This is a genomic window from Falsiroseomonas sp. CW058 (genome assembly GCF_050563535.1).
Classification (GTDB): domain Bacteria; phylum Pseudomonadota; class Alphaproteobacteria; order Acetobacterales; family Acetobacteraceae; genus Falsiroseomonas.
The window spans coordinates 194,770-221,462 of the sequence record NZ_JBNXUO010000001.1 but is presented as its reverse complement, the minus strand read 5'-3'; the positions used below and the strand labels follow the sequence as shown (position 1 = coordinate 221,462).

General features: G+C 73.7%; 24 protein-coding genes and 1 tRNA gene. 12 read left to right on the top strand and 13 right to left on the bottom strand.

From position 1 onward, the window contains the following. Window positions 1–117: 117 nt before the first annotated feature. From ACK8OX_RS01050 to ACK8OX_RS01005, 10 genes are all read right to left on the bottom strand, one after another. On the bottom strand, window positions 118–1,374 hold the full coding sequence (locus tag ACK8OX_RS01050; protein ID WP_430662052.1) for an amidohydrolase family protein: 1,257 nt from the start codon (window positions 1,372–1,374) through the stop codon (window positions 118–120). 29 nt (window positions 1,375–1,403) lie between these two features. Beyond that, window positions 1,404–2,720, bottom strand: coding sequence for an amidohydrolase family protein (locus tag ACK8OX_RS01045; RefSeq protein ID WP_430662051.1), 1,317 nt, complete (start codon window positions 2,718–2,720; stop codon window positions 1,404–1,406). Window positions 2,721–2,722: 2 nt separating this feature from the next. Further along, entirely contained in the window at window positions 2,723–3,496 is a 774-nt protein-coding gene (locus tag ACK8OX_RS01040) for an ABC transporter permease (RefSeq protein WP_430662050.1), read from the bottom strand. A gap of 27 nt (window positions 3,497–3,523) precedes the next feature. Continuing rightward, window positions 3,524–4,558, bottom strand: a complete 1,035-nt coding sequence (locus ACK8OX_RS01035) for an ABC transporter substrate-binding protein (protein ID WP_430662049.1) — start codon at window positions 4,556–4,558, stop codon at window positions 3,524–3,526. A gap of 20 nt (window positions 4,559–4,578) precedes the next feature. Further along, window positions 4,579–5,361, bottom strand: a complete 783-nt coding sequence (locus tag ACK8OX_RS01030) for an ABC transporter ATP-binding protein (RefSeq protein ID WP_430662048.1) — start codon at window positions 5,359–5,361, stop codon at window positions 4,579–4,581. Between the two features lie 339 nt (window positions 5,362–5,700). Next, a tRNA-Met gene (locus ACK8OX_RS01025) sits at window positions 5,701–5,777 on the bottom strand. 21 nt (window positions 5,778–5,798) lie between these two features. Further along, a complete protein-coding gene (mnmA, locus tag ACK8OX_RS01020) occupies window positions 5,799–6,899 on the bottom strand; it encodes a tRNA 2-thiouridine(34) synthase MnmA (protein ID WP_430662047.1) in 1,101 nt (366 codons plus the stop codon). Then, entirely contained in the window at window positions 6,896–7,585 is a 690-nt protein-coding gene (locus tag ACK8OX_RS01015; protein ID WP_430662046.1) for a TenA family protein, read from the bottom strand. Before ACK8OX_RS01015 ends, mnmA begins: the two co-directional genes overlap by 4 nt. A 69-nt stretch (window positions 7,586–7,654) precedes the next feature. After that, entirely contained in the window at window positions 7,655–7,984 is a 330-nt protein-coding gene (locus ACK8OX_RS01010) for a ferredoxin family 2Fe-2S iron-sulfur cluster binding protein (protein ID WP_430662045.1), read from the bottom strand. 8 nt (window positions 7,985–7,992) lie between these two features. After that, window positions 7,993–9,204: a cysteine desulfurase family protein gene (locus ACK8OX_RS01005; protein ID WP_430662044.1), complete on the bottom strand. Its 1,212-nt coding sequence runs from the start codon at window positions 9,202–9,204 to the stop codon at window positions 7,993–7,995. A gap of 130 nt (window positions 9,205–9,334) precedes the next feature. Between ACK8OX_RS01005 and ACK8OX_RS01000 the strand changes: the two genes are divergently transcribed. Beyond that, window positions 9,335–9,505, top strand: coding sequence for a hypothetical protein (locus tag ACK8OX_RS01000; protein ID WP_430662043.1), 171 nt, complete (start codon window positions 9,335–9,337; stop codon window positions 9,503–9,505). Window positions 9,506–9,508: 3 nt separating this feature from the next. Here ACK8OX_RS01000 and ACK8OX_RS00995 read toward each other — a convergent pair whose 3' ends face one another. Beyond that, window positions 9,509–10,603 (bottom strand): cysteine desulfurase family protein, encoded by a 1,095-nt coding sequence (locus ACK8OX_RS00995; protein ID WP_430662042.1) that lies wholly within the window; start codon window positions 10,601–10,603, stop codon window positions 9,509–9,511. Then, window positions 10,603–11,070 (bottom strand): Rrf2 family transcriptional regulator, encoded by a 468-nt coding sequence (locus ACK8OX_RS00990; protein ID WP_430662041.1) that lies wholly within the window; start codon window positions 11,068–11,070, stop codon window positions 10,603–10,605. Before ACK8OX_RS00990 ends, ACK8OX_RS00995 begins: the two co-directional genes overlap by 1 nt. Window positions 11,071–11,534: 464 nt before the next feature. Here ACK8OX_RS00990 and ACK8OX_RS00985 point away from each other — a divergent pair, with 464 nt between their 5' ends. The 11 genes from ACK8OX_RS00985 (at window position 11,535) to ACK8OX_RS00935 (ending at window position 25,213) form a co-directional block, all read left to right on the top strand. Continuing rightward, window positions 11,535–12,203, top strand: a complete 669-nt coding sequence (locus ACK8OX_RS00985) for an alpha/beta hydrolase (RefSeq protein WP_430662040.1) — start codon at window positions 11,535–11,537, stop codon at window positions 12,201–12,203. A gap of 121 nt (window positions 12,204–12,324) precedes the next feature. Then, window positions 12,325–13,062 (top strand): endonuclease III domain-containing protein, encoded by a 738-nt coding sequence (locus ACK8OX_RS00980; RefSeq protein WP_430662039.1) that lies wholly within the window; start codon window positions 12,325–12,327, stop codon window positions 13,060–13,062. 77 nt (window positions 13,063–13,139) lie between these two features. Beyond that, the gene (locus tag ACK8OX_RS00975) at window positions 13,140–14,078 is read left to right on the top strand and encodes an aspartate carbamoyltransferase catalytic subunit (RefSeq protein WP_430662038.1); all 939 of its coding nucleotides are present in this window, start codon (window positions 13,140–13,142) and stop codon (window positions 14,076–14,078) included. Further along, window positions 14,078–15,349, top strand: a complete 1,272-nt coding sequence (locus ACK8OX_RS00970) for a dihydroorotase (protein ID WP_430662189.1) — start codon at window positions 14,078–14,080, stop codon at window positions 15,347–15,349. Before ACK8OX_RS00975 ends, ACK8OX_RS00970 begins: the two co-directional genes overlap by 1 nt. Then, window positions 15,346–15,933 (top strand): glycerol-3-phosphate 1-O-acyltransferase PlsY, encoded by a 588-nt coding sequence (plsY, locus tag ACK8OX_RS00965; protein ID WP_430662037.1) that lies wholly within the window; start codon window positions 15,346–15,348, stop codon window positions 15,931–15,933. The genes ACK8OX_RS00970 and plsY overlap by 4 nt, the downstream gene beginning before the upstream one ends. A gap of 129 nt (window positions 15,934–16,062) precedes the next feature. Further along, window positions 16,063–17,172, top strand: a complete 1,110-nt coding sequence (dprA, locus tag ACK8OX_RS00960; protein ID WP_430662036.1) for a DNA-processing protein DprA — start codon at window positions 16,063–16,065, stop codon at window positions 17,170–17,172. Window positions 17,173–17,236: 64 nt separating this feature from the next. Next, window positions 17,237–20,014 (top strand): type I DNA topoisomerase, encoded by a 2,778-nt coding sequence (gene topA, locus ACK8OX_RS00955; RefSeq protein ID WP_430662035.1) that lies wholly within the window; start codon window positions 17,237–17,239, stop codon window positions 20,012–20,014. Between the two features lie 128 nt (window positions 20,015–20,142). Beyond that, window positions 20,143–22,479 (top strand): ribonuclease R, encoded by a 2,337-nt coding sequence (gene rnr / locus ACK8OX_RS00950; protein WP_430662034.1) that lies wholly within the window; start codon window positions 20,143–20,145, stop codon window positions 22,477–22,479. A 38-nt stretch (window positions 22,480–22,517) separates the two neighbouring features. Then, entirely contained in the window at window positions 22,518–23,972 is a 1,455-nt protein-coding gene (locus ACK8OX_RS00945) for a S41 family peptidase (RefSeq protein WP_430662033.1), read from the top strand. Window positions 23,973–24,059: 87 nt separating this feature from the next. Next, window positions 24,060–24,227, top strand: a complete 168-nt coding sequence (rpmG, locus tag ACK8OX_RS00940) for a 50S ribosomal protein L33 (RefSeq protein ID WP_430662032.1) — start codon at window positions 24,060–24,062, stop codon at window positions 24,225–24,227. 89 nt (window positions 24,228–24,316) lie between these two features. Further along, complete coding sequence (locus ACK8OX_RS00935) at window positions 24,317–25,213, top strand: hypothetical protein (RefSeq protein WP_430662031.1); 897 nt, start codon at window positions 24,317–24,319, stop codon at window positions 25,211–25,213. Between the two features lie 14 nt (window positions 25,214–25,227). On the opposite strand, the gene ACK8OX_RS00930 is transcribed toward ACK8OX_RS00935, so the two are convergent. Further along, complete coding sequence (locus tag ACK8OX_RS00930) at window positions 25,228–26,619, bottom strand: PleD family two-component system response regulator (RefSeq protein ID WP_430662030.1); 1,392 nt, start codon at window positions 26,617–26,619, stop codon at window positions 25,228–25,230. Window positions 26,620–26,693: the final 74 nt, after the last annotated feature.

Here is a 26,693-nt window from a genome sequence, read left to right as displayed (position 1 = left end):
GGAAACGCCTTCAGACGCCAGCGGGCCGCATTCGCGCCCTCGTCCGGCGCGAAGTGCGCCGGCCGCCATCGGATCACCAGAGGGGCTCGACGGTATGAGGCGCGCTCCCGGCCCACCTCACCCCCGCGCCAGCCGTCCCGCCACGGCGCGCCCGCCCTTCACCACCAGCGCGATGCGCGCCAGGTCCTGCAGCGATTCGATGTCGGCCAGCGGATCGCCGTCGAACAGCAGCAGGTCCGCGGCCTTCCCCGCCTCCACCGTGCCGATCCGGTCGGCGCGGCGCAGCGCCCGCGCGGCGACCGCGGTGGCCGCGCGCAGCGCCTCCATCGGCGTCATGCCGCAGCGCACCAGCAGCGCGATCTCCCGCGCATTGGCGCCGTGCGGATAGCGGTTGCCGAGATCGGCGCCGGACGCGATCGGAATGCCCGCCGCGCGCGCCCGGCGGAAGCTGTCGAGCCAGAGCGGCTCGTTCACCGCCATCTCCTCCCGCTGCTTCGGCAGCAGGTTCAGCTTGGCGCCGAGTTCCAGCACGCTGAACAGGGTGGACAGCGTCGGCACCAGCACCGTGTCGGACCGCGCGAACAACGCGATCGCCTCGTCGTCCATACGCGTTCCGTGCTCGATCGTGTCGACGCCGGCGCGCAGCGCGAACTTCACGGAATCATAGGACTGCGCGTGGATCGCGACCGTGCGGCCCCAGCGATGCGCCTCCTCCACCGCGACCCGGATCTCCTCCTCGGAGAAGGTGGTCATCCAGGTCCAGGCATAGGGCCCGACCTCGACGCCCGACGCCGCGAGCTTGATGTTGTCCACACCGAGCCGGATCTGGCGCCGCACCTCCGCGCGGATCGCCTCGGCGCCGTTCACCAGCACGCCGAGGCCGTGCGCGCGCGTCCAGTGCGGCGGCACCGTGTCGCCCAGCCCGCCCGTCGCGCAGATGATGGGGCCGGAGGCGACGACGCGCGGGCCCCGGACCTTCCCGGCCTCCACCGCGTCGCGCACGGTCGCCGCGACGTTGCCGATGGTGCCGACGTCGCGGATGGTGGTGTAGCCGGCGTCGAGCACCTTCGCCGCGTTCAGCACGCCGTTGATGGTGGCGGATTCGACCGATTGCCGGTCCACCTCGTCCAGGCTGCGGAAGCCGGAATAGATCAGGTGGGCATGGGCGTCGATCAGGCCGGGCAGCAGCGTCAGCCCGCCGCAGTCCAGCGCCGCGTCGCCGGCCAGGCCCTCGCCCACCGCCAGGATCGCGCCGTCCTTCACCGCCACCTCCGCCACGCGGGGCGGCGCGCCGGTGCCGTCGATCAGCCGCGCATGGCGAAGGATGGTGGTGCGGCCGGCCTCGGCCAGCGCGTCCAGGCTCGTGCGGTCCATCGGCGTCCTTCCCTTCCTGCCCGGCCGCGTCAGGCGGCGCCGAGCGCCCCGAAATCCATCGCCATCCAGGCGGCGATGTCGAACGGCACGCCGATGCGGCCGCGCCCCGCCGGCAGCGCGACCTCGGTGCCGCCCTTGAACATCATCGCGATGCGGGCCTTGTCGCGGAGGATGCCGATATCCTCGGCCGGGTTGCCGTCCACCACCAGCAGGTCGGCCGCGAGCCCGGGGCGGAGCGTGCCGAGCGACTCCGCGCGGCCGATGGCGGCCGCCGCCTCCGCCGTCGCGGCGCCGATCGCCTCGAGCGGCGTAAAGCCGAGTGCCACGAGATACTCCATCTCGATCACGCCGTCCGGCACATGCGGGAAGCGGTGCGCCGCGTCGGTGCCGAGCGCGAGCCGCGCGCCGATGGCGCGTGCTTCCGGGATCATCCGTCGCGCGGCGTCGAAGGCGCGCCAGGCCTGGTCGCGAAATTCCGGGTCGCGCGGCGCGCCGAAGGCGGGGATGCAGCGCACATGCAGCCAGGCGATGGTCGGGCTGAAGCGAACGCCCCTGTCGCGCATCGCCTCCATCGAGGCCTGGTCGGCGAATTCGCCGGAATGGAGCGAGATGGCGCCCGCTTCCAGTGCCGCGCGGATGCCGCCGGTGGAATGCGCATGCGCGTGGACGGGCCGGCGGTATTTCGCCGCCTCCTCCACCGCCGCGCGGATCTCCTCGTAGCCGAGGTCGTCATGCTCCGCGCTCGACCAGCGGGAGCCGGCGACGCCGCTCGCCGCCACCTTGATCCAGTCCACCCCGCCCTTCACCTGGCGGCGGACGGCGCTGCGGACCTGTTCGACGCCCGCCACCTGCATCCCGAGGCTGGTCGGGTTCCGCGTCTCCGCCCAGGGCGGGACGTTGTCGAGCAGCCCGGCCTCGCCGCAGATGATGGCGCCGGCCGAGACGATGCGCGGCCCCTCGATCAGGCCCGCTTCCACCGCGTCGCGGATGGCGGGGCCGATGAAGCCGCGGCAGCCGCCGTCGCCGATGGTGGTGAAGCCGCAATGGAGGATGGCGCGCGCATTGGCGGCGGCGCGGAGCGTGTTCAGCTCCAGCGATTCCGCCAGTTCCTGCGTCCAGACATTCGGCTGGGCGCTGTGGTAGGTGAGGTGGGTATGCGCGTCGATCAGGCCGGGCATCACCGTCCGCCCGTCGAGGTCCACGACGCGATCGCCGGGCGCGGGCCGGACGGCGTCCACCGGCCCGACCGCGGTGATGCGCCCGCCTTCGAAGGCGAGCGCCGCATGGGGCTGCGGCGGGCCGCCCAAGCCGTCGATCAGCAGCGCATCGCGCAGGATCGTGGCCATGGTCAGGCTCCCCCCACACCCTCCCGCCGCGGCTTCCAGGCCAGCAGCCGGTTCTCCAGCCGGCGCAGCCCGGCGAACAGGGCGAAGCCGATCACGCCGATCAGCGCGGCGCCGAAGAACATCCGGTCCACGCGGAACTGCCAGCGCGCTTCCTGGATGCGGAAGCCCATTCCGGCATCCGCCGCGATCAGCTCGGCCGCCACCAGCACGAAGAACGCCATCCCCATGCCGAGCCGGAGCCCGGTGAAGATCTCGGGCAGCGCGGCCGGCAGGCTGATGGAGAAGAAGGCCTGCCGCCGTCCCGCACCGAGCGACAGCGCGGCCCGCATCAGCAGCGGATCGGCGTAGCGCACGCCCTGGTAGGTGTTGACGTAGATGATGAAGAAGGCCGCGAAGGCGATCATCAGCACCTTCGACATCTCCCCGAGGCCGAACCAGATGATGAAGATCGGCAGGAAGGCGAGCGGCGGGATCGGCCGCAGCACCTCCAGGATGGGGTCGATCACGTTCTCGGCCAGCCGCGACGATCCGGACAGGCAGCCGAGCAGCACGCCTAGCACGGCGGCGATGACGAAGCCCTGCACCGCGCGCAGCAGGCTGATCGCGATGTCGGTCGGCACGAAGTCCCGGATCTCCCAGCCGGCGAGGATGATCTCGTCCGGCGTGGGGATCATGGTCGGCGGCACCCAGCGCATGCCCTGGTTGGCGAGCGCGAACCCCCACCAGAGCAGCAGCGCGCCGAGCAGGGCGAGGCTGCGGATCGCGAAGCTGCTCATGGCGATGGCTTCTCCTTCTGCCGTGCCTCAGTTCACCGTCACGCAGGCGGCGCAGACGGCGCGCAGCGGGGCGGGGTCGAAGACGTCGCGATGCGTGACCGGGTTGCGGATCTCGCGCAGCGCATGGAGCTGGGTGGCAACGCGGTCGAATTCCTGCGCCCATTCCGCCGTCATGGTCAGGCGGTTGTCGATCTTGGACATGGTGCCGCGCACGACGTCCACGGGGATGTTGATCTCGCGGCCCACCATCTCCGCAGCCGCGTCGGGGTTGGCGCGCGACCAGTCCGCCGCCTGCTGCAGCGCGCGCAGCACCGCCTGGGTGGTGCGGGGGTTGCGGGTGGTGAAGTCGGTGCGCGCGAAGACGGCGGCATAGACGCCGTCCACACGTCGCTCGCCCTCCATCCCGGGGATGAAGGACCGCGTGGCGGAGAACAGCACGCGCCCGCCGCGCTGCTCGGTGTAGATGGCCCAGGGTTCCCAGCTCAGCACGCCGTCGACGTTGCCGCGCTCATAGGCCAGCACCAGGTCCTGCGGCTGCATGTTGACCAGCGTGATCCTGCTCATGTCGCAGCCATAGGCGGCGCAGGCGCGCTCCAGCAGCGACATGATCAGCGGGATGCGCGTGGTGCCGATGCGCTTGCCTTCCAGGTCGCGGGCGGTGCGGATGTTGGCTTCCGGCCGCACCACCATCTGGAGGATGCCGGAGATGTCGGTCGTCTGCGCCAGCACCCGCACGCCGAGCCCGTTGGCGACCATCGACAGCGGGTTGGTCCAGGCGGCGACCGCGATGGGGATGGTGCCGCCCGCCATGCCGGCCGGGATCTCGGAGCCGGAGGAGACGAAGCGGACCTCCACGTTCAGGCCGTTCTCCCGGAAGAAGCCCTGCCGCGCGGCGATGACGGGCAGCGATCCCTGCTGCACGTCGCGCGTGGTCCAGAGCTGGAGGTTCGCCGTCTCCGGCGCGCCCTGCGCGAGGGCCGCGCCGGGCGCGCCGAAGGCCGCGGCCCCGGCCAGCACCAGGGCCATCGCCGCGCGGCGGGCCCATCCAGTCTGTCTGCTCATCGCCTTCTCCTTCGCGTCCCTCAATGCGCGGCTTCCTGTTCGGACAGGCTCCGCTCGACCTCGTTGTGCAGGGCGGCCGCGACGCGGCGGCGCATGGCGACGAAATCCTCGGTGTTCTCGTCGCGCGGGCGCGGCAGCGACACCTCGATCGTCTCCTTGATGCGGCCGGGCCGCGCGGTCATCACCGCGATGCGGTCGGACAGCAGCACGGCTTCGTCGATGCTGTGGGTGATGAACAGCACCGTGGTGCCGGTGCGCGCCCAGATGCGCAGCAGCTCGTCCTGGAGGAAGCGGCGCGTCTGCGCGTCGAGCGCGGCGAAGGGCTCGTCCATCAGCAGCATCTTCGGCCGGTTGGCCAGCGCGCGGGCGATGGCGACGCGCTGCTTCATCCCGCCCGACAGCTGCTTCGGCCAGGACTTCGCGAAGCGGGTGAGGCCGATCAGCTCCAGCAGTTCCGACACGCGGCGGTCGATCTCGGCCCTGGGCAGCCCGTTGGTGCGCGGGCCGTAGCCGATGTTGCGCTCCACCGTCATCCAGGGGAACAGCGCGTGTTCCTGGAACACCACGCCGCGGTCGGCGCCCGGCGCGCGGATCGGCGCGCCGTCCAGCAGCAGCGTGCCGCGGCTGGGCTGGAGGAAGCCCGCCACGAGGTTGAGGAAGGACGATTTCCCGCAGCCGGACGGACCGACGATGCTGACGAACTCGCCTTCCCGCACCGTCAGGTCGATGTCCTCCAGCGCGACGGTGCCGCCCCGGCCACCGTATTCCAGCCAGAGGCCGCGCGCGGCGAGTTCCGTGGACATCGGCGCCTAGGCCCGGTTCAGCGGGGCCGGACGGGGGCCGGCGACGCAGCCGCGCACCATCCCTTCGCCGCCCGCCAGGGGGTGATCCGCGCGCATCATCGGGCGATCCCAGCTCCCGCCATTGCCGTCGGTGCGCAGGATGCAGAAGCGGCGCGCGGACCACAAGTGGCATCCCAGCGGTGCGCCACCCTTCGTCCGCCATGGCATGCGGCGCGACGCGACGCGGCAGGACGGCCGGCGATGGGTTGTGTCCGCCCTGACGCCCCTCGCGGCCGCCCTGCTTCGGCCGGGCGGCCACGGATGACACGGAAGGCGGGTAGGACCGGAGATGGGAAAGGGTGGTAGCGGCGAGCGGACTTGAACCGCTGACCCCGGCATTATGAGTGCCGTGCTCTAACCAGCTGAGCTACGCCGCCATACCATGCGAGGCGCGGGGATTAAGCCGCGGCACCGGCGCTGTCAACGGCCAGGGCGGGCGGGCGGATGAAGCCGCCCGCCAGGACGCGGTCGCCGTCATAGACCACGCAAGCCTGGCCGGGCGCGGCGATGTTCGGCTCGTCCAGCGCGACATGCGCCAGCCCCGCCGCGGCGTCCCAGGTCAGCGTCGCCGGCCGCGGCGCCTCCCGCCCGCGGAGCTTCACCTGCACGCGGATCGGGGCATCGGGGGCGGGGCGGAGCCAGTTCACCTCGCCCGCCACCACCTCGGCGCGCGGCAGGGCGGCGCGGGGGCCGACGACCACGCGGCGCCGCGCCGCGTCGATCCCCGCGACGAAGCGCCGTTCCCCCGGCCCGCCGAGGCCGAGGCCCCTGCCCTGCCCCACCGTGAAGCGCCCGATGCCGCGATGCGTGCCGACCACGCGGCCCGAAAGGTCCACGATCTCGCCCGGCTCCGCCGTCTCCGGCCGCAGCTTCGCCACCACCTCGTCATAGCCGCCCTGCGGCACGAAGCAGATGTCCTGGCTGTCCGGCTTGCGCGCGACCGCCAGGCCGAGCCGCTCCGCAACCGCCCGCACCGCCGCCTTGTCGGGGAAGCCGCCGAGGGGAAACCGCGCGAGGGCGAGCTGCGCCGGGGTGGTCATCGCCAGGAAATAGGACTGGTCGCGCGCCGGGTCGGCGGCGCGGTGCAGCTCCGGCCCGTCCGGCCCGTCGATGCGCCGTGCGTAGTGCCCGGTCGCCAGCGCCTCGCAGCCGAGGTCGCGGGCCAGTTCCGCCAGGTCCTGGAACTTCACGGTCTGGTTGCAGCGGATACAGGGGATCGGCGTCTCGCCGCGCGCATAGGCGGCGGCGAAGTCCTCGATCACCGCGCTGCGGAAGCGCTGCTCGCGGTCCAGCACGTAATGCGGGATGCCGAGCCGGTCGGCCACGCGGCGGGCATCGTGGATGTCCTGCCCCGCGCAGCAGGCGCCCTTCTTCTGCACCGCCGCACCGTGATCGTAGAGCTGCAGGGTCGCGCCGACGACCTCGTGCCCCTGTTCGGCCAGCAGGCCAGCGACGACGGAGGAATCGACCCCGCCGGACATGGCGACCAGCACCCTCATGCGGCGTCGAGCCCCATCTGCCAGAAGGCCGCCTCCAGCCGTGCCGCCTTGGCGAAGTCCGCCGCGAGCGCGGCGAAACGGGCCGCCCCGCCATGGCTTTCGCCCAGCGCATCGAGCCGCTCCGCCGAAGCGCGGGCCAGCGCCTGGTATTCCGCGCCCGCATACATCGCGATCCAGGGCTCGTACGGGTTGCCGCCGCGCCGGCGCGCCGGGCTCGCCTCGATCAGCAGGGCGATCTCGCCATATCCCACCGTGCAGGGGGCGAGGGCCACCTCCAGGTCCAGGATGTCTCCCGCGATGCCGCGGTCCAGCACCCAGCGGGTGTAGGCGACGGTCTCTGCCGCCTCGGGCTCGGCCAGGACCGCGGCCTCGGCCAGGCCCCACTCGGCGCAGTAGGCGAGATGCATCGTCGTCTCGTGCAGCAGCGCGCCGGTCGCCTCGATCTTGGCGCGGAAGGCCGCGGGGCTCTCGGCCTTGTAGGCGGCGAGCGCGAAGGCGCGGGCGAACTGCACGAGGAACAGGTAGTCCTGCACCAGGTAGCGCCGGAAGCAGGACGGCGGCAGCGTGCCATCCGCAAGGCCCCGCACGAAGGGGTGCCAGGCATAGGCCTGCCAGTCCGCGGCGCAGGCGGCCCGCAGGCGGCGCCAGAGCCCGCCTTCGGCGCCATAGGGGCTGGGGTCGGTCATTGCGTGTCGGTCCTGGCGACGACCCCCGCCCCGTCCCCCTCCCGCCGTGGCGGGAGGAGTGAAGGGGGATCAGCCCTGCGCGTTGCGGGTGGCGGAGGGCAGCTTCACCACCAGCCCGTCCAGCGCATCGGTCATGATGATCTGGCAGCCGAGCCGGCTGGTCTCCTGCAGGTCGAAGGCGAGGTCGAGCATGTCCTCCTCGTCCTCCGTCGCCTCGGCGAGCTTCGGGTACCAGCCGCCATCGACGATGACGTGGCAGGTCGAGCAGGCGAGCGAGCCCTCGCAGGCGCCCTCGATGTCGACGCCGTGCTTGTGCGCGATCTCCAGCACGGAGAGGCCGAGCGGCGCGTCCACTTCCCTGCGCGTGCCATTGCGCTCGATGAAGGTCATCTTCGGCATCTCGGGCCCTACTCCGCCGCGCCGGCGGATGATGCCCCGGCGCTCTCCATGGACGACACGGCCCGGCGCCAGCCGGCGCCCAGCGCCGCGGCGGCCAGGTCCACGTCGGCGGGGGAGGTAAAGCGGCCGATGCCGATGCGCAAGGTGGCGCGTGCCCGCGCCTCCTCCAGCCCGATCGCCCGCAGCACATGGCTCGGCTCGACCTCGGCCGAGGAACAGGCGGACCCGGTGGAGACGCAGACCTCCGGCGCCGCGGCCATGATGGCCTGCGCCGTGACGCCGCCGGGGAAGGCGAGGGAGAGGTTGCCGCCCACCCGGCGGTCCGGCGCGCCGTTCACCTCCACCCCCGGCACCTCCGCCCGCAGCGCGGAGAGGAAGCGGTCGCGCTGGCCGGCGATGCGGCCGGAATCGAGCAGGCCCTCGACCGCGGCGATGCGGCAGGCCTCGCCGAAGCCCACGGCCAGAGGTGCGGCCAGCGTGCCCGACCGCAGCCCCCTCTCCTGCCCGCCGCCCGAGAACAGGGGCGCGAGCCGCGCGCGCGGGCGGCGGCGCAGATAGAGCGCGCCGATGCCCTTCGGCCCATAGACCTTGTGGCCCGACAGCGACAGCAGGTCGGCGCGGATCGCCTCCACGTCGAGCGGGATGCGCCCGGCCGCCTGCGCCGCATCGGTGTGGAACAGCGCGCCGTGGCGCTTCGCCGCCTCGCCGATCGCGGCGAGGTCCTGGATCACGCCGATCTCGTTGTTCACCGCCATGACGGACACCAGCAGCGCCGGCGCCGCGGCCAGCGCGTCCTCGAGCCGCGCGGGGTCGAGCAGGCCGTCGCGCCCCACCGGCAGCAGCACCGGCTCGAACCCCTCCGCCGCCAGGTCGCGCACGCTTTCGAGGACGCATTTGTGCTCGGTCGCCAGCGTCACCACGCGGCGGCGGGTGCTGCCCTGCGCGGTGGCGAAGCGGGCGGCGCCCTTGATGGCGAGGTTGTTGGATTCGGTGGCGCCCGAGGTGAACAGGATCTCGTTCGGCGCGGCGCCGACCAGTTCCGCCACATGGGCGCGCGCCTCCTCCACCGCCGCTTCCGCGGCGCGGCCCATCGCGTGCTCGACGCTGCCGGGATTGGCGAAGTTCTCCTCCCACCAGGGGCGCATGGCGGCGAGCACGCGCGGATCGACCGGCGTGGTCGCGTGGTTGTCGAGGTAGATGGGGCGGTTCGGGCGCGTCATGGCGCGGCCTATGTGGCGTGCCGGACGCGGCTTCGATAGCCCCGGCGCCCCACGCCGCCCGCAACCCCGGCTTGCATCGCCCGGCCCCGCCCCTAAGCTGGGGCGAAACATTCCAACCGGAGCCGCGACGATGCCGAAGCCCGCCCCCGCCCCGCCAGCCGAGGCCACCCCGCCCGGCGCGCCGAAGCCGCTGGACGAGGCGGCGCTGGAGAGCGTGAACGGCGGCAAGCTCGTCTTCGACGACGGCGTGACGACCTTCTGGGATCCCGCCACCGGCCAGGTGACCACCACCCGGCCCTGAAGGTCAGGCGGCGCGGCGCGCCAGCCGCGCCCGCATCGCCGACCACGCGGCGACGAAGCGCCCCGCCGCATCCGCCGGCGCGTTCCACGGCAACGACACGCGGATGGCGCAGCCCGCATGCTCGCCAAGGCCCATCGCCTCCAGCACATGGCTCCGCCCCACCCTGCCCGAGGAACAGGCCGCCCCGGCCGAGACCTGCACCCCGGCGAGGTCAAGCGCGATGACCTGCGTCTCCGCCGGCACGCCGGGCAGCACGAGGCAGGTGGTGTTCGGCAGCCGCGGCGCACCGGCGCCGGCGACCGTGGCGCCCCCCGCGACGCAGGCTGCCTCGATCGCATCGCGCAGCGCGGCGAGCCGCGCCGCCCCGGCCGGATCCGCCTCCGCGGCCGCGGCGCCCATTCCGGCGATGGCGGGCAGCGGCTCCGTCCCGCCGCGCCGGCCGCGTTCCTGCCCGCCGCCGGCCACCATCGGCGGCAGGTCCAGGCCCGGGCGCAGCAGCAGCGCCCCCGCGCCCTTCGGCCCACCCATCTTGTGGCCCGAGAGGGCGAGGCTGTCGGCGCCGAGCGCGGCCAGCGACAGCGGCACCCGCCCCGCCGCCTGCACGCCGTCCACATGCAGCAGCGCGCCGGCGGCGCGGCACAGCGCCGCGGCCTCCGCCAGCGGGTGCAGCACGCCGGTCTCGTTGTTGGCGGCCATGAGGCAGACCAGCGCCGGCGGGCCCGCCGCCAGCGCCGCCGCCAGCGCGCCGGGGTCGAGCGTCCCGTCCGGCAGCACCGGCAGGCGTTCCGCCCCCGGCGCCGCGGCGAGGACGGCCGGATGTTCCGTCGCGCCCGCCAGCACCCGGCGCCCGGCGCCGAGGCCGCGGACGGCCAGCGCATTCGCCTCCGTCCCCCCCGCCGTCAGCACCACCTCGGCCGGGGCCGCGCCGAATCGCCGCGCGATCGCCTCGCGCGCCGTCTCCAGCACCCGCCGCGCCGCCCGGCCCGCCGCATGGACGGAGGAAGGGTTGCCCGGCAGGTCCATCGCCGCCAGCGCAGCCCCGCGTGCCGCCGGGTGCAGCGGCTCGGTCGCGTTGGCGTCGAGGTAGAGCGGCAGCATCACCGCCCAGCCTCCCCCGGCGGGCGGGGCGGCGCGGCGCGGCCGAGGACCTCCCCGCCGATCACGTCGGCCAGGGTGACGCCCCGCAGGAACAGCGCGATCTGCTCGCCAAGCTCGGACCAGAGGTCATGCGTCAGGCATCGCTGCCCGGCGAGGCAGCCCGGCCCACCCTCCTCGCAGCGGGTGGCGTGGATCGGCTCGTCCACCGCCTCCACGATGTCGGAGACCGAGATCTCACGCGGGGCGCGCGCCAGGCGGTAGCCGCCGCCGGGACCGCGGGTCGAGGCGACGAGCCCGGCGCGGCGGAGCGGGCCGAACAACTGTTCGAGATAGGCGAGCGAGAGGTGCTGCGCCTGAGCGATCTCCGCCAGGCTCACCTGGGCGCGGGCCCCGTCGGCGGCATCGGCGCGGGCGGCGAGTTCGACCATCGCCATGACCGCGTAACGCCCGCGTGTGGAGAGCCTCACGCCCCTCCCCCCATGGTTGTGCGGAGGGCTGGCAGGGATGGGCAGGCGCGAAACATTCCCGGAGGATGCTCCGGTTCTCGCATGTCCAGACGCACGAACATACGGGCCATGCCATGAATCCGATATGAAACCAGCGGCCGGAACCCTATATTGCGGCAGCCCAGGGGCTCGGGAGCCCGCCCCGGGGTGTCCCATGGGCGCGGGCCATCCGCACCCACCAGAGCCAAGACCGGAGCCGGATGACCGCGGGAGCGTGTCTCCAGCCTGAAGCTATTGTTCCCGACCTGCCCCGTCAACAATGGGCCTGGTAGGGTGGATCTGGACGTGCCCAGGACGCGCAGGGGGATGGCGCGCGTGGCTTCCCAACCGGCGGCGAGGCGCCCCTCGCCGCCAGGACCGCGACGATCGACCGGGGCTTCGGCCACGGGCGTCGCGGCCGCAACCGAGACTGGATCTGACGAGCGATGCCTGAAGTGATGTTCGCCGGCCCCGACGGCCGGCTCGAAGGCCGCTACCACCATGCCAAGCAGGCGAATGCGCCGGTGGCGCTGATCCTGCACCCGCATCCGCTGCATGGCGGCACGATGAACAACCGCGTCGTGCATGCGCTGTACCAGCGTTTCCAGGCGATGGGCTTCTCCACTCTCCGCTTCAACTTCCGCGGCGTGGGGCGCAGCCAGGGCCGCTACGACGGCGGCATCGGCGAGATCTCGGACGCCGCGGCGGCGCTGGACTTCCTGCAGGCGGTGAACCCCAACTCCTCCTCGCTCTGGGTCGCTGGCTATTCCTTCGGCGCCTATGTCGGCATGCAGCTGCTGATGCGCCGGCCGGAGATGGGCGGCTTCGTCAGCGTCAGCGCGCCGGCCAGCCACTACGACTTCGGCTTCCTCGCCCCCTGCCCCTGCAACGGCCTGATGCTGCACGGCGCCGATGACGAGCTGGTGCCCGAGAGCAGCGTGCGGAAGCTGGTGGAGAAGCTGAACACCCAGAAGGGCATCCGCATCGACTACCGGGTCATGCCGTCGGCGGGCCACATCTTCACCCCCCCGCAGGCCGAACAGGTCGCCGACGCGGCCGAGGACCACGTGATGACCGCGCTGAACCGCACGCGCATGGCGCTCGCGGCGGACTGAACCTGCTTCCGGCCCGCTCCCTTCCCCGCCGCCTGGGGAAGGGGGCGGCCCCCGCCGCCTGCCCCGCGGCGAACCGGGGCCGCGCAGCGCCGTTGCCCCCGCTCCGACACGGAGCCGCGCAATGGCCGCCCTCCCCCCCGACAGCAGCGGCCGCCTGCTGGAGATCCATGCCCGGCTCTGCCGGCATTTCGGCTGCCCGATCGCCTATTTCCACGATCTCGCGCCGCTCGACGAACTCGTCTCCTCCCTGCTGTCGCACCGCACGCGCAACGCCGACAGCGGGCGGGCCTTCCGCGCGCTGCGCGCCCGCTTCGCGGATTGGGAAGCCGTGCGGGACGCCCCGGTGGCGGCGGTGCAGGACGCCATCGCGGCCTGCACCTGGCCCGAAGCCAAGGCGCCGGCCCTGCAACGGACCCTGCGCGCCATCACCGAACGCCGCGGCGCGCTCGACCTCTCCCACCTGGCGGGGATGCCGGTTGACGAGGCGCGGGCCTGGCTCGAGGCGCTGCCCGGCGTCGGCCCGAAGACGGGCGCGGCCGTCCTGTCCTTCTCCACCCTGCGGAGGCGCGCGCTGCCGGTGGACAGCCACCACCACCGCGTCGCTGCCCGGCTCGGCCTCATCCCCGCGCGGCTCGCGGTCGGCCCGGCGCATCGCGTGCTGGAGGCGATGCTGCCCGCGGAGTGGGACGCCCAGGCGGTCTACGACCACCACGAGGTGATGATGCTGCACGGGCAGAAGACCTGCTTCTTCACGAGCCCCGCCTGCGGCCGCTGCGTGCTGCTCGACCTCTGCCCCACCGGGCTGGCCCGCGCCCGCCCGCCGGTCCATGCGCCCGCGCTGCCCGGCCGGGCCGCCTGAGGGGCACGCGGGTGCTTGGCCGGGGCCCGCCGCGCCGCTAGCTTCCCCCGCCACGCCGCGCGAGTCCCCCCTTCCCCATGCACCCCTTCCCGCACCGCCACCTGCTGGCCATCGAGGGCCTGGAGCCGCCCTACATCGCGGACCTCCTCGACCTTGCCGAGAGCTACGCGCTGCTCAACCGTCAGGGGAAGACGCAGCGCGACCTGCTGCGGGGCCGCACCCTCATCAACCTGTTCTTCGAGGACAGCACCCGCACCCGGACCAGCTTCGAGCTGGCGGGCAAGCGGCTCGGCGCCGACATCGTCAACATGTCGGTCTCTACCAGCAGCGTGAACAAGGGGGAGACGCTGCTCGACACCGCTTCCACGCTGAACGCCATGCAGACCGACCTGCTGGTGGTGCGCCACGGCCAGTCCGGCGCGCCGGCGCTGCTGGCGCAGAAGGTGGATGCGGCGGTGATCAATGCCGGCGACGGCACGCATGAACACCCGACCCAGGCGCTGCTGGACGCCCTGACCATCCGCCGCCGCAAGGGCGGGCTGGAGGGGCTGACGGTCGCCATCTGCGGCGACGTGCTGCATTCGCGCGTCGCGCGGTCCAACATCCACCTGCTGCTGGCGATGAATTCGCGGGTGCGCGTGGTCGGCCCGCCGACGCTGATCCCGGCAGAGGCCGCGCGGCTCGGCGTCGAGGTCCATCATTCGATGAAGACCGGCCTGGCCGGGGCCGACGTGGTGATGATGCTGCGCCTCCAGAAGGAAAGGATGACCGGCGGCCTCGTGCCCTCGGCGCGCGAGTTCTTCCGCTTCTACGGGCTGGATGCCGAGAAGCTGGCCTTCGCGAAGCCCGACGCCATCGTCATGCATCCGGGGCCCATGAACCGCGGGGTCGAGATCGACAGCGCGGTGGCGGACGACCCGGTGCGCAGCGTGATCGGCGAACAGGTGGAGATGGGGGTGGCGGTGCGGATGGCGGTGCTGGACGTGCTGGCGCGCGGGCTGAGGCGCAACGCGTGATGCAGACCCTCATCGTCAATGCCCGCCTGCTGGACCCCGCGACCGGGCTCGACGCGCCCGGCGCGCTGCTGGTCCGTGACGGTTCCATCCTGGACCATGGCGCCAATCTCGGCCTGCCGGAGGGCGCGGCGGTGGTGGATGCCGGCGGCGCCTGCCTCGCCCCCGGCCTGGTGGACCTGCGCGCCGCGCTCGGCGAGCCCGGGGCGGAACACCGGGAGACCATCGCCTCCGCCGCGCAGGCGGCCGTCGCGGGGGGGATCACCACGCTTTGCGCCCTGCCCGACACCGACCCGGCCATCGACGACCCGGCGCTGGTCTCCTTCCTGATCCGCAAGGGCGAGGCGACGGGCTGCGTCACCATCCTGCCCTATGGCGCGGCGACGGCGGGCTGCGCTGGGAAGGAGATCTCGGAATACGGGCTGCTGCGGGAAGCGGGCGCGGTCGCCTTCAGCGACGGCAGGCGGGCCATTGGCAATGCCCGCACCATGCGGCTCGCCCTGTCCTACGCCCGTGCCTTCGGCAGCTTCGTCGTGCAGCACCCGGAGGAGCCGACGCTGGCCTCCGGCGGCGCCGCGACGGAAGGCGAGCGCGCGACGCGGATGGGCCTGCCCGGCATCCCGCCCGCCGCCGAGGCGATGATGGTGGAGCGCGACATCGCGCTCGCCCGGCTGACGCGCGGCCATGTCCACTTCGCCCATGTCTCGACCGCCGCGGCGCTGGAGCGGATCCGCGCCGCGAAGGAGGAAGGGCTTGCCGTCACCTGCGACACCGCGCCGCCCTATTTCGACCTGAACGAGACGGCGATCGGCGAGTACCGCACCTATGCCAAGCTCTCCCCCCCGCTGCGGGACGAGGCGGACCGCCTGGCGGTTGTGGCGGCGCTGCGGGACGGCACGATCGACGCCGTCGCCTCGGACCACCAGCCGCGCGACGCCGACGACAAGCGCCTGCCCTTCGCCCAGGCCGAGCCGGGCGGCGCGGGGCTGGCCACGCTGCTGGCGGTGACGCTGGCGCGGGTCCATGGCGGCGACCTCACGCTGATGCAGGCGCTGGACCTGCTGACGTCGCGGCCGGCGCGGCTGCTGGGGCTGGAGGCGGGCGCGCTGCGCAGGGGCGCGCCGGCGGACCTCGTGCTGTTCCACCCCGAACGCGGCTGGCGGGTGGAGGCCGGGCGCCTGCCCGGCAAGGCGCAGAACACGCCCTTCGACGGGCGCGCGCTGGAAGGGCGCGTGACCGGCACCTGGAAGGCAGGGCGGCGGGTGTTCGGATGAGCCTGCTCCTGGCCGCCATCCTCGGCTACCTGCTGGGCTCGGTGCCCTACGGGCTGATCCTGACCCGGGCGGCGGGGCTGGGCGACATCCGGTCCATCGGGTCGGGCAATATCGGCGCGACCAACGTGCTGCGGACCGGCAACAAGGGGCTGGCCGCGGCGACCCTGGCGCTGGACGCGCTGAAGGGCCTCGTCGCGCTGCTCCTCGCCCGCTGGCTGTGGGGGGAGGATGCGGCGCTGGTCGCGGGGGTGGCGGCGATGGCGGGCCATGCCTTCCCGGTCTGGCTCGGCTTCAAGGGCGGCAAGGGCGTGGCCACCGGCGCGGGCGTGATGCTGGCGGCGCAGTGGTGGCTCGGTCTCGTCGCGCTGCTGGTCTGGGCGGGTGTCTTCGCGGTGACGCGCATCTCCTCGGCCAGCGCGCTCGCGGCCTGCGCAGTGGCGCCGGTGGCGGCGCTGCTGGCGGGGGACATGAAGCTTGCGCTCCTCGCCGCCGGCCTCGCGGCGCTGATCGCCTGGCGGCACAAGGCGAACATCGCGCGGCTGCTGGCGGGGACGGAGCCGCGGGTGGGCGGCAGGAAGGGCTGAGCGACGGCTCAACCGTCCTGGCGGATGACGGCGGCGCCGCACCACCGGGGATTGCGGTTTGCCGTTGCCATGCCGTGACGACCCGTGTTCCGTTGCGCGCATGATGCCCCACCCCGCCGCCCCCGTCCCATGACGCCTACCGAGTCGCTGGCCCGCCTGCGCCTGGCACGGGGCGAGGGCATCGGGCCGGCCACCTTCCGCCGCCTGCTCGCCCGCCACGGATCGGGCGTCGCCGCCCTCGCCGCCCTGCCGCGGATCGCCGCGCAATCCGGCCGCCCCCTCCTCGCCGGCCCCGCCGATGCGGCGGAGCGCGAGATGGAGGCGCTGCACCGGATTGGCGCGCAGCTGCTCCACCTCGACGGCCCCGGCTACCCGCCGCTGCTGGCCATGACGGAGGACCCCCCGCCCCTGGTGGCCGTCCTGGGCGACGCCGCGGTGCTGCTGCGCCGGCAGGTCGGCGTGGTCGGCGGGCGCGCCGCCTCGGCCGGCGGACGCCGCATCGCGGAGGAACTGGCGGCGGGGCTGACCACCGGTGGGCTCGCCGTCACCTCCGGCCTCGCGCGCGGGATCGACGCGGCGGCGCATCTCGGCGCGCTCGGCGCGCATGGACGGACGGTGGCGGTGGTGGCCGGCGGGCTCGACCAGCCCTACCCGCCGGAGAATGCGGCGTTGCAGGCCCGGATCGCGGCCGAGGGCGGGGCGGTGGTGGCCGAGGCCCCCCTGGGCACCGCGCCGCTGGCCCGCCACTTCCCCCGCCGCAACCGCATCGTCGCGGGGCTCTGCCTCGGGGTGGTAGTGGTGGAGGCGGCGCAGAAATCTGGCAGCCTCATCACCGCGCGCCTCGCGCTGGAGGCCGGGCGGGAGGTCTATGCGGTGCCCGGCAGCCCGCTCGACCCCCGCGCGCGCGGCGGCAACGACCTGATCCGCCAGGGCGCCCACATCACCGAGACGGCGGAGGACGTGATCGCCCACCTGCCGCCCGCGCCGCGCGGGCTGCCGCTTTTCCAGCCCCGGATCGACCCGCCCGAACCCGCCACGCCGGAGGTCGACGCTGCCACACCCCTCGGCGGAGATGCCCAACTGCTTGAAATGATTGGCACCACACCCGTGGCCGTTGACGATCTTGTCCGCCGCTGCCACCTCTCCGCGCCAGCCGTGCAGGCGATCCTGCTGGACCTGGAGCTTTCCGGGCTGGTGGAACCCCTGCCGGGAAACCGTGTTGCGCGGTCCGCGCGCTGATCGCCCGATGCGATCCGCGCGTTGATTGAGGCCCCCGGCAAGAACCAAGGCGAACCCCACCAAGATGCCCGATGTCGTCGTGGTCGAAAGCCCCGCGAAGGCCAAGACCATCAACAAGTATCTCGGCCGCGACTTCACCGTGCTCGCGTCCTTCGGCCATGTCCGCGACCTGCCCCCCAAGGACGGCTCCGTCCGGCCGGAGGAGGACTTCGCGATGGACTGGGAGGCGGATGAACGCGGGGAGCGCCAGGTCGGCGCCATCGCCAAGGCGCTGAAGGGCGCGCGCCGCCTGTTCCTCGCCACCGACCCCGACCGCGAGGGGGAGGCCATTTCCTGGCACGTCCAGGACATGCTGGCCCGCCGCGGCGCGCTGCGGGGGCTCGAGGTCCACCGCATCACCTTCAACGAGATCACCAAGCGCGCGGTGCAGAGCGCCATGGCCGCGCCGCGGCAGCTCGACGTGCCGCTGATCGACGCCTATCTCGCGCGCCGCGCGCTCGACTACCTGGTGGGCTTCACGCTGTCGCCGGTGCTGTGGCGGAAGCTGCCCGGCAGCCGCAGCGCGGGGCGGGTGCAGTCCGTCGCGCTGCGCCTGATCTGCGAGCGCGAGGCGGAGATCGAGGCCTTCCGCGCCCGCGAATACTGGACCGTCGAGGCCCGCTTCGCGACGCCGGCCGGCGCGCCCTTCACCGCGCGGCTGACGCATCACGAGGGACGGCGCCTCGAACAGTTCGACCTGCCGGACGAGGCGAGCGCGATGCGCGCCCGCGCGGCGGTGGAAGCCGGGCAGTTCTCCGTCGCCTCGGTCGAGAAGCGGCGGAGCCGGCGCAACCCGCCGCCGCCCTTCACCACCTCCACCCTCCAGATGGAGGCGTCGCGCAAGCTCGGCATGGGCGCGCAGGCGGCGATGCGCGTCGCGCAGCAGCTCTACGAGGGCGTCGACATCGGCGGCGAATCGGTCGGCCTCATCACCTACATGCGGACCGACGGCGTGCAGATGGCGCGGGAGGCGATCTTCGCCATCCGCGACCATGTCAAGGACGCCTTCGGCCCGGACTACCTGCCGGGTGCCCCGCGCGAGTATTCCAGCAAGGCGAAGAACGCGCAGGAAGCGCATGAGGCGATCCGGCCCACCGACGTCTCCCGCACGCCGGACCAGGTGGCCCGCTTCCTCGACGACCGGCAGCGCCGGCTCTACGAACTCGTCTGGAAGCGCGCCGTCGCGTCGCAGATGCAGTCGGCGGAGCTGGACCAGACCACGGTGGACATCGTGGAGCCGACCGGCCGCACGCGGCTGCGCGCCAACGGCTCCGTCATCGCCTTCGACGGCTTCCTCCGCCTGTACCGGGAGGATGAGGACGACCGCGCGGCCGATGCCCGCGCCGGCATCGCAGCCCCCTCGGCCGCCGCCGCCGAGGACGAGGACGAGCGGACGCTGCCGCCGATGCGCGAACGCGACCCGCTGCGCACCGGCCCCGTCGCCGCGACGCAGCACTTCACCCAGCCCCCGCCCCGCTTCTCCGAGGCGACGCTGGTGAAGAAGCTGGAGGAGCTCGGCATCGGCCGCCCCTCCACCTACGCGTCGATCCTGCAGGTGCTGCAGGACCGCGACTATGTCCGGCTGGAGAAGCGGCGCTTCATCCCCGAGGATCGCGGGCGGCTGGTGACGGCCTTCCTCGTCTCCTTCTTCGAACGCTACGTGGACACGAACTTCACCGCCGGGCTCGAGGAGAAGCTCGACGACATCTCGGCCGGCCGCGCCGACTGGCGGGCGGTGATGCGGGCCTTCTGGGACGACTTCCACAAGGCCATCTCGGCCACCTCCGACCTGACGATCAGCGACGTGATCGACGCGCTGGACGAGGATCTCGGCCCGCATTTCTTCCCGGCGCGGACGGACGGGGCCGACCCGCGCGCCTGCCCGGCCTGCTCGGGCGGACGGCTCGGGCTGCGGCTCGGCCGGACCGGGGCCTTCATCGGCTGCAACAACTACCCGGAATGCCGCTACACCCGCCCGCTGGTCGCCCCCGGCGCGGAAGCGGAAGGCGCGGCCGGCAGCTTCGAGGGCCAGCGCGACCTCGGCGTCGATCCGGCCAGCGGGCAGCGCGTGGTGCTGAAGCGCGGGCCCTACGGGCTCTACGTCCAGCTCGGCGAGGAGACGGAGGACGCGAAGGGCAAGAAGGTGAAGCCCCGCCGCGCCAGCCTGCCCAAGGGGATGGAGCCGGAGGGGCTGACGCTGGACCGCGCGCTCGGCCTGCTCTCGCTGCCCCGCGTGGTCGGCATCCATCCCGAGACGAAGGAGGAGATCACCGCCGCGATCGGCCGCTTCGGGCCCTATGTGAAGATGGGCAGCACCTTCAAGTCGCTCGACCCGGATGACGACGTGCTGAGCGTCGGCATCAACCGCGCGGTCGCGCTGCTCGCGGATGTGAAGCCGCGTGGGCGTGCGCTCGGCGATCATCCTGCGGGTGGCGCGGTGGAGGTGCGGCGCGGGCGGTTCGGCCCCTTCCTGCTGCATGGCAGCCGCGTCGCCTCCCTGCCGCGCAGCATGGAGTTCGAGGGCGTGACCCTGGAGGAGGCGGTGAAGCTGCTCGCCGAGAAGGGCAAGGACCTGCCGCCACGCGGCCCGAAGGGTGCGAAGGGCAGGAAGGCGGCGCCGAAGAAGGCCGCGGGCGCAGCGGCGGCCGATGGGGAGGCGGCGCCGAAAACGAAGACGAAGGCGAAGGCCCCCGCAAGGAAGGCCGCGGCCCCGAAGCCGAAGGCAGCGGCGAAGCCCGCCGCGGCGAAGAAGCCCGCCGCCGGGAAGGCGCCTGCCCGGGCCGGCGCGAAGAAGGCGACCTGAGGTGAGGCGCGGGCGCGAGGGGCCGGACCCGCGCCCGGCCCTGTCCCGGAACCGGGGACGTCGGTGCAAGTTGGCGGCCTGCCCCTGCCGTTGCGGCGGGGCCGGGCAGGAAGGCGGCGCGGCACATCATGGCCCATAGGCAAGGACCACCCCCGAAGGGCCACGCGGCCCGCAAGCGCCCCGCCGGCCCCGCCGCACCGAAGCCGCCCCGCCGCCGTCCGCGCGGCGCGAAGGGCGGCGAGGCCGACGACGCCCCGCCCCCCCTCCCCACGCGGGAGCAGGTCCGCGCCTTCCTGCGCGACCAGCCCGGCCGCGTCGGCAAGGCCGACATCGCGCGCCATTTCGGCCTGACCACCGACCAGCGTCCCGCGCTGCGGGACCTGCTGCGGGACCTGAAGGAAAGCGGCGACGCCGCCCCGGTCGGCCGCAAGGCGCTTGCCGCCCCCGGGCGCCTGCCGGAGATGACGGTGGTGGAGATGATCGGCTCCGACCGCGACGGCGACGCCATCGCGCGCCCCGTGCAGTGGGACCGCGCGGCCGGCGCGCCGCCGGTGATCTTCATGGTCGCCGAACGCCGCGGCCTGCCCGCGCTCGCGCCCGGGGAACGCGTGCTCGCGCGCCTGCGCCCGGTGGGCGACAACAAATACGAGGGTCGCACCTTCAAGCGCCTGCCGCGGGAAGGCGCGCCGGCCCGCATCCTCGGCGTCTTCGAGGAAGGCCGCATCATCCCGACCGACCGGCGCCAGCGCGCCGAATGGCGCGTGGAGGCGGGCGAGGCCGGCGGCGCGCGGGCGGGCGACATCGTGCTGGCCGAGCCCCTGCCGCAGCACCGCCCGATGGGCGCCCGCCCCGCCCGCATCGTCGAGGTGCTGGGGAGGATGGGGGAGCCGCGCTCGGTCTCGCTGGTCTGCATCCATGCCCATGGCATCCCCGACGTCTTCCCCGCCGAGGCGGTGCTGGAGGCGGAGCGCGCGAAGGGTGTGACGAAACGCGGCCGCGAGGACCTGCGCGACCTCCCGCTCGTCACCATCGACGGCGAGGATGCGCGCGACTTCGACGACGCGGTCTGGGCGGAGGCGGACGGGGATGGCTGGCGCTGCGTCGTCGCCATCGCCGACGTCGCGCATTACGTGAAGCCCGACAGCGCGCTGGACCGCGAGGCCTGGGCGCGCGGCAACAGCGTCTACTTCCCCGACCGCGTCGTGCCGATGCTGCCCGAGGCGCTGTCCAATGGCTGGTGCAGCCTGCGCCCCGCCGAGGACCGCGGCTGCCTGTTCGTCGAGATGCGCTTCGACAAGGCCGGCACCAAGACCGCGCACCGCTTCGGGCGCGGCATCATGCGCAGCTTCGCGCGCCTGACCTACGAAGGCGTGCAGGCCGCCCATGACGAGGGCCGCGAACCGGACGGCGTGCCAGAAGGCCAGGTCGCCGCGCTGTACGGCGCCTTCCGCGCCCTGCTCGCCGCCCGCGAACGCCGTGGCACGCTGGAACTGGACGTGCCGGAACGCCGCGTTCTCCTCGACCCGCACGGAGTGGTGCAGGGCGTGGTGCCGCGCGCGCGGCTCGATTCCCACCGGCTGATCGAGGAGTTCATGGTCGCCGCCAATGTCTGCGCGGCCGAGGAACTGGAGCGGCTGGCGCAGCCCTGCATGTACCGCGTCCATGACCGCCCGTCCGACGAGAAGCTGGAGGGGCTGCGGCAGTTCCTCGAAGGGCTCGGCCTGAAGCTGCCGGCGCGCGACCGGGTCCATCCCCGCGACTTCGGCGGCATCCTCGAGAAGGTGAAGGGCCGGCCGGAGGAGCGCCTGGTGAACGAGGCGGTGCTGCGCGGCCAGTCCCAGGCCGCCTACGCACCCGACAACCTCGGCCATTTCGGCCTGGCGCTGGCGCGCTACGCGCATTTCACCAGCCCCATCCGCCGCTACGCCGACCTGCTGGTGCACCGTGCGCTGATCCGTGGGCTCGGCCTTGGCAAGGGCCCCTCCGCCGGGGCGCTGACGGATATCGAGGCCGCGCGCTTCCCCGACACGGCGGAACACATCACCCAGACCGAACGCCGCGCCGCGGCGGCGGAACGTGACGCGGTGGACCGCTATCTCGCGGCCTACATGGCGGATCGCGTGGGAAGCATGTTCGCCGCGCGGATTTCGGGGGTGACACGCTTCGGGCTCTTCGTCACCGTGGAGGAGAACGGCGCCAGCGGGATCGTTCCGATGGCGTCCTTGCCGGACGACAGATGGCAGTTGGACGAGGCCGGGCACGGGATGTCCGGCCGCAGCACGGGCTTGCGGTTCACCCTCGGCCAGCCGGTCGAGGTGCAGCTGGCGGAAGCCACGCCGCGCACCGGCGGCATGGTCTTCCGGCTGATGCAGGGCGACCCGCGCGGCACCCGGGGCCGCGCCCGCGACTCCACGCGGCCGCCGCGCGATTCGCGTCCGAGGCCGGGCTCCTCGCGGCGACGCTGATCCTGCTGCTGCTGCCGCTGCGCCCCTCGGCGCAGGAGGTGGCGGGCTTCCCGCGCCAGATGATCGAGGGCGTGCTGGCCGAGTCGCACCGCCTGGTGCTGGAACGCCACATCGAGCCCGCGGCGGCGACCGATCTTGCGCTCTGGTCGCTGCGGGGGCTCGCCGTGATCGACCCCCGCCTGGGCGCCGAACTGCGCGACGGGCAGCTGCGGCTGATGCTGGAGGACCGCGTGGTCGGCGCCGCGCCCGCGGCCCCGCTCGGCGCGCGCGGGCCGCCGGCCGCGGCGGCGCTGGCTGCCATGCTGGGCGGCCTCTACGAACAGGCCTGGCGGCTTTCCCCCGCCATCCGGCGGGCCGGGGCGGAGCGCCTGCTGTCCTCGGGGTTCGAGGAGGTGTTCAACCACCTCGACCCCTACAGCCGCTACGTCACTCCCGCCGAGGCCCGCGGCGCGCGGGAGAGGCGCGTCGGCCAGTCCGGCCTCGGCCTGCGCGTGGAACGGCGCGGGGAGAGGCTGGCGATCGCCGCGGTGCTGCCGAACGGGCCGGCGGCGCAGGCGGGCATCCGGGTGGGCGACCTGCTGCTGGCGGTGGACGGGCGGGCGTTGGGCGGGGGCGACCCTGGCCTGGCCGCCACGCTGCTGGAAGGGCCGGAAGGGACGGAGGTGACCCTCACCCTCTCCCGCGGCGGGCGTCGGCGCCAGGCGGTGCTGCTGCGGGAACTGGTGGTGCCGGAGACGGTCTCCTCCGAGATCCGCGAGGGCATCCTCTGGCTCCGCGTCTCGGGCTTCTCCGCCGTCACCGACCGGCGGCTGACGCAGGAACTGGTGGACGCCTTCTCCGGCCTGCCGCTGCGCGGCGTGGTGCTGGACCTGCGCGGCAACCGCGGCGGGCTGCTGGGCCAGGCGGTGGCGGTGGCCGACGCCTTCCTGGCCGAGGGCGAGGTGGCGCGCACCGCCGGCCGCCACCCCGAGGCCGCGCGCCGCTACGAGGCCGGCGGGCGCGACCTGGCGCAGGGCCGGCCCGTGGTGGTGCTGGTCGATGGCCGCACCGCCTCCGCCGCCGAGATCGTGGCGATGGCCCTGGCCGAGCGCGGGCGCGCGGTGGTGGTGGGCAGCGCGACCATGGGCAAGGGCCTGATCCAGCTGGTCGCCCCCCTGCCGAACGAGGGCGAGATCATGATCACCTGGTCGCAGGTGCTGGCGCCGTCGGGCTGGCCGGTCCAGGCGCTCGGCGTGCTGCCGGCGCTCTGCACCAGCCTTGGGCCCGAGGCGCTGGCGCGCGGCCTGGCGCAGCTGGCGGCGGGGGAGCTGCCGATGGCGCGCGCGCTGGCGCGGCAGCGCGCGGCCCGCCCGCCGGTGCTGGCGAGCGAGGTAGCCGCGCTGCGCGGCGCCTGCCCGGCGGCGGAGGGCCGGGCTTCCGACATCGCGGCCGCGCGGGCCTTGCTGGCCAATCCGGAAGCCTATGCCGCGGCGCTGCAGCCGGTTGTGCCTTGACCCGCACGGCGCGGTGACTATTGTGCGCCGCTCCGCCGCGTGCCGCAGGGCACGAGGCCCCTTGTTTCGTCCGCTGGAACCAGACCCATGGCCAAGGCCAACACCGTCCTCATCAAGCTCGTGAGCACCGAAGACACGGGCTACTTCTACGTGACCAAAAAGAACACCCGGAACGCGACGGGCAAGCTCGAGCTGAAGAAGTACGACCCGGTCGCGCGCAAGCACGTCGTCTTCCGCGAGGCGAAGATCAAGTAAGCCGCGCCGGGGGCGACCCTGGCGGGACCTTGGGGGATGCGGGATGTCGCCCGGCCAAGCTGGCCGGGCGATTTTGTTGTGTACGCAGCATGGCGGGGGCGGCGATGAAGCTGTTCGGCTGGGAGATCAGGCGCGTCCCCGCGGAGGCCGCGCCCCCGCCCGAAGCCGCGCCCCCGCCGCAGGTCGAGGCCGCGCCCGCCCCGCCGGCCGCGCCCGATGCCACGTCCTTCCTCTCCCCCGACCTGCTGCGCCGCGAGGCCTGGGCCTGGCCCACGGCGGCGGAGATCCGGCGGCAGTTGCTGGGGCAGGATGCCGGGCGGCTCTGGCTGACCATCCCGCATGGCCACAAGTGGCTGAGCTATTTCGAGGTCTACGAGAAGGTCTTCGCCCCGCTGCGCGGCCGCGCGCCGAGGATCCTGGAGATCGGGGTGGACCGCGGCGGGTCGCTCGACCTCTGGACCCGCTATTTCGGGCCGGGAACCTGGATCGTCGGGGTCGACATCAACCCGGACTGCGCCCGCTTCGCCCGGCCGGACCAGGGGGTGCATGTCCGCATCGGCTCGCAGGCGGACCCCGCCTTCCTCGGCGCAGTGGTGCGGGAACTCGGCCCCTTCGACCTCATCATCGATGACGGCAGCCACGTCACTTCCCACCAGATCGCCAGCTTCAACGCGCTGTTCGACGCCGGGCTGGCGGAGGGCGGGCTCTATTTCGTCGAGGACCTGGAGACCTCCTACTGGGGCCACCGGACCGGGCAGCTCGACACGCCGGTCACCTTCCTCGACTTCGCGAAGGGGATCGTGGACCTGATGCACGACCCCTACCGCCATCTCGACTACCCCGCCTTCCGGATCGAGGTGGCGGAGGGCACCGCGATCGACGCGCCGCGCATCGCCCGCATCGTGGACGAGGTGCGGATCTTCGATTCCGTCGTCGTCTTCACGCGCCGGACCCGGATGCCGCCGGTGGTCGAGTATCTCGAATAGGCGGGGCGGGCCCGTCAGCGCGCGGCCGGGCGCCGCTGCTGGGTGCCGGGCGGCCAGTCCCGCGGCTCGGCGAGCTCGACGCGGTTGCGGCCGTTGTTCTTCGCCCGGTAGAGCGCGGCATCGGCGGCGCTGACCACGTCGTCCGACTGCGCGCCGATCTCGCCCGCCGCGACGCCGACGCTGGCCGTCACGTTCAGCGCCTGTCCGTCGGCGGTCACCGGCACGGCGGCGATGGCGCCGCGCAGGCGTTCGGCGACCAGCTGCGCGTCCTCGGCCTGCGCGCCGGACATGACGACGAGGAATTCCTCCCCGCCGTAGCGCGCGACGACATCGGCGGCCCGCAGGTGGCCGCGCACGCGTTCCGCCACCTCCCGCAGCACCACGTCGCCGGCGGCGTGGCCATAGGTGTCGTTGACCGACTTGAAGCGGTCCACGTCGATCAGCAGCACCGCCGCGCCGGAATTGCGCAGGACGCCTTCCAGGTGGCGGCGGACGTAGCGGCGGTTGCGCAGGCCCGTCAGCGGGTCGGTCACCGCCATCTCGAGGCTGCGGTCGAGATCGGCGCGCAGCCGTTCCTGGTAGCGCTTGCGGCGGATCTGGTTGCGCACGCGGGCCCGCAGCTCGTTCGCGTCCACGGGGCGCAGCACATGGTCGTTGGCGCCGAGGTCGAAGCCCCGCAGCACCAGGCCCTTCTGCCCGGGATCGGCCACCAGCAGCACCGGCAGGTCGCGCGTGGCGGCATGGGCGCGCAGCCGCGACGCGAGCCGCAGCGCATCGCCCGCGTCGAGCGACAGGCTCAGCAGCACGACGTCATGCGCGCCGTCCAGCAGCAGGTCCCATGCCTCGGCCGGGTCGGCGCAACGCTGCACCTCGAGCCCGTCGGCTCCAAGCACGCCGACCAGCGCCTCCGTCTCGGCCGCGTCCTCGTTCACCAGCAGCGCGCGCGCGCCCGCCACGCTCGGCGACGGGCCGGGCGGCGGCTCGAAGCCGAGGTCGCGCGCCGTCTCCGCCCGCAGCCGCCATGCGTCCAGCACCTGCTTCATGCGCAGCAGCGCACGCAGCCGCGCGAACAGGGTGGCGTCGTCCACCGGCTTCGAGAGGAAGTCGTCCGCCCCGGCTTCCAGCCCGCGCACGCGCTCGGCCGGGTCGGTCAGGGCGGTGATCATCACGACCGGGATGTGCGCCGTGCCGGGCTGCGCCTTCAGCCGGCGGCACACCTCGTAGCCGTCCATCCCCGGCATCATCACGTCGAGCAGCACGACGTCGGGCATCCACCGCTGCACCGCCGCCAGCGCCTCCGGCCCCGAGGCGGCGAGCGCGACCTCGTAGTATTCCGCCAGCAGCTTCGCCTCGAGCAGGCGCAGATTGGCCGAGATGTCGTCGACGACGAGGATGCGCGCCGTCATGCGCGGCCCCGCATGGGCGCGTCGCGAAGGGGCCGCGGCGTCGCGAATTCTTCATCGCGCCGTCGCGGCGGCGT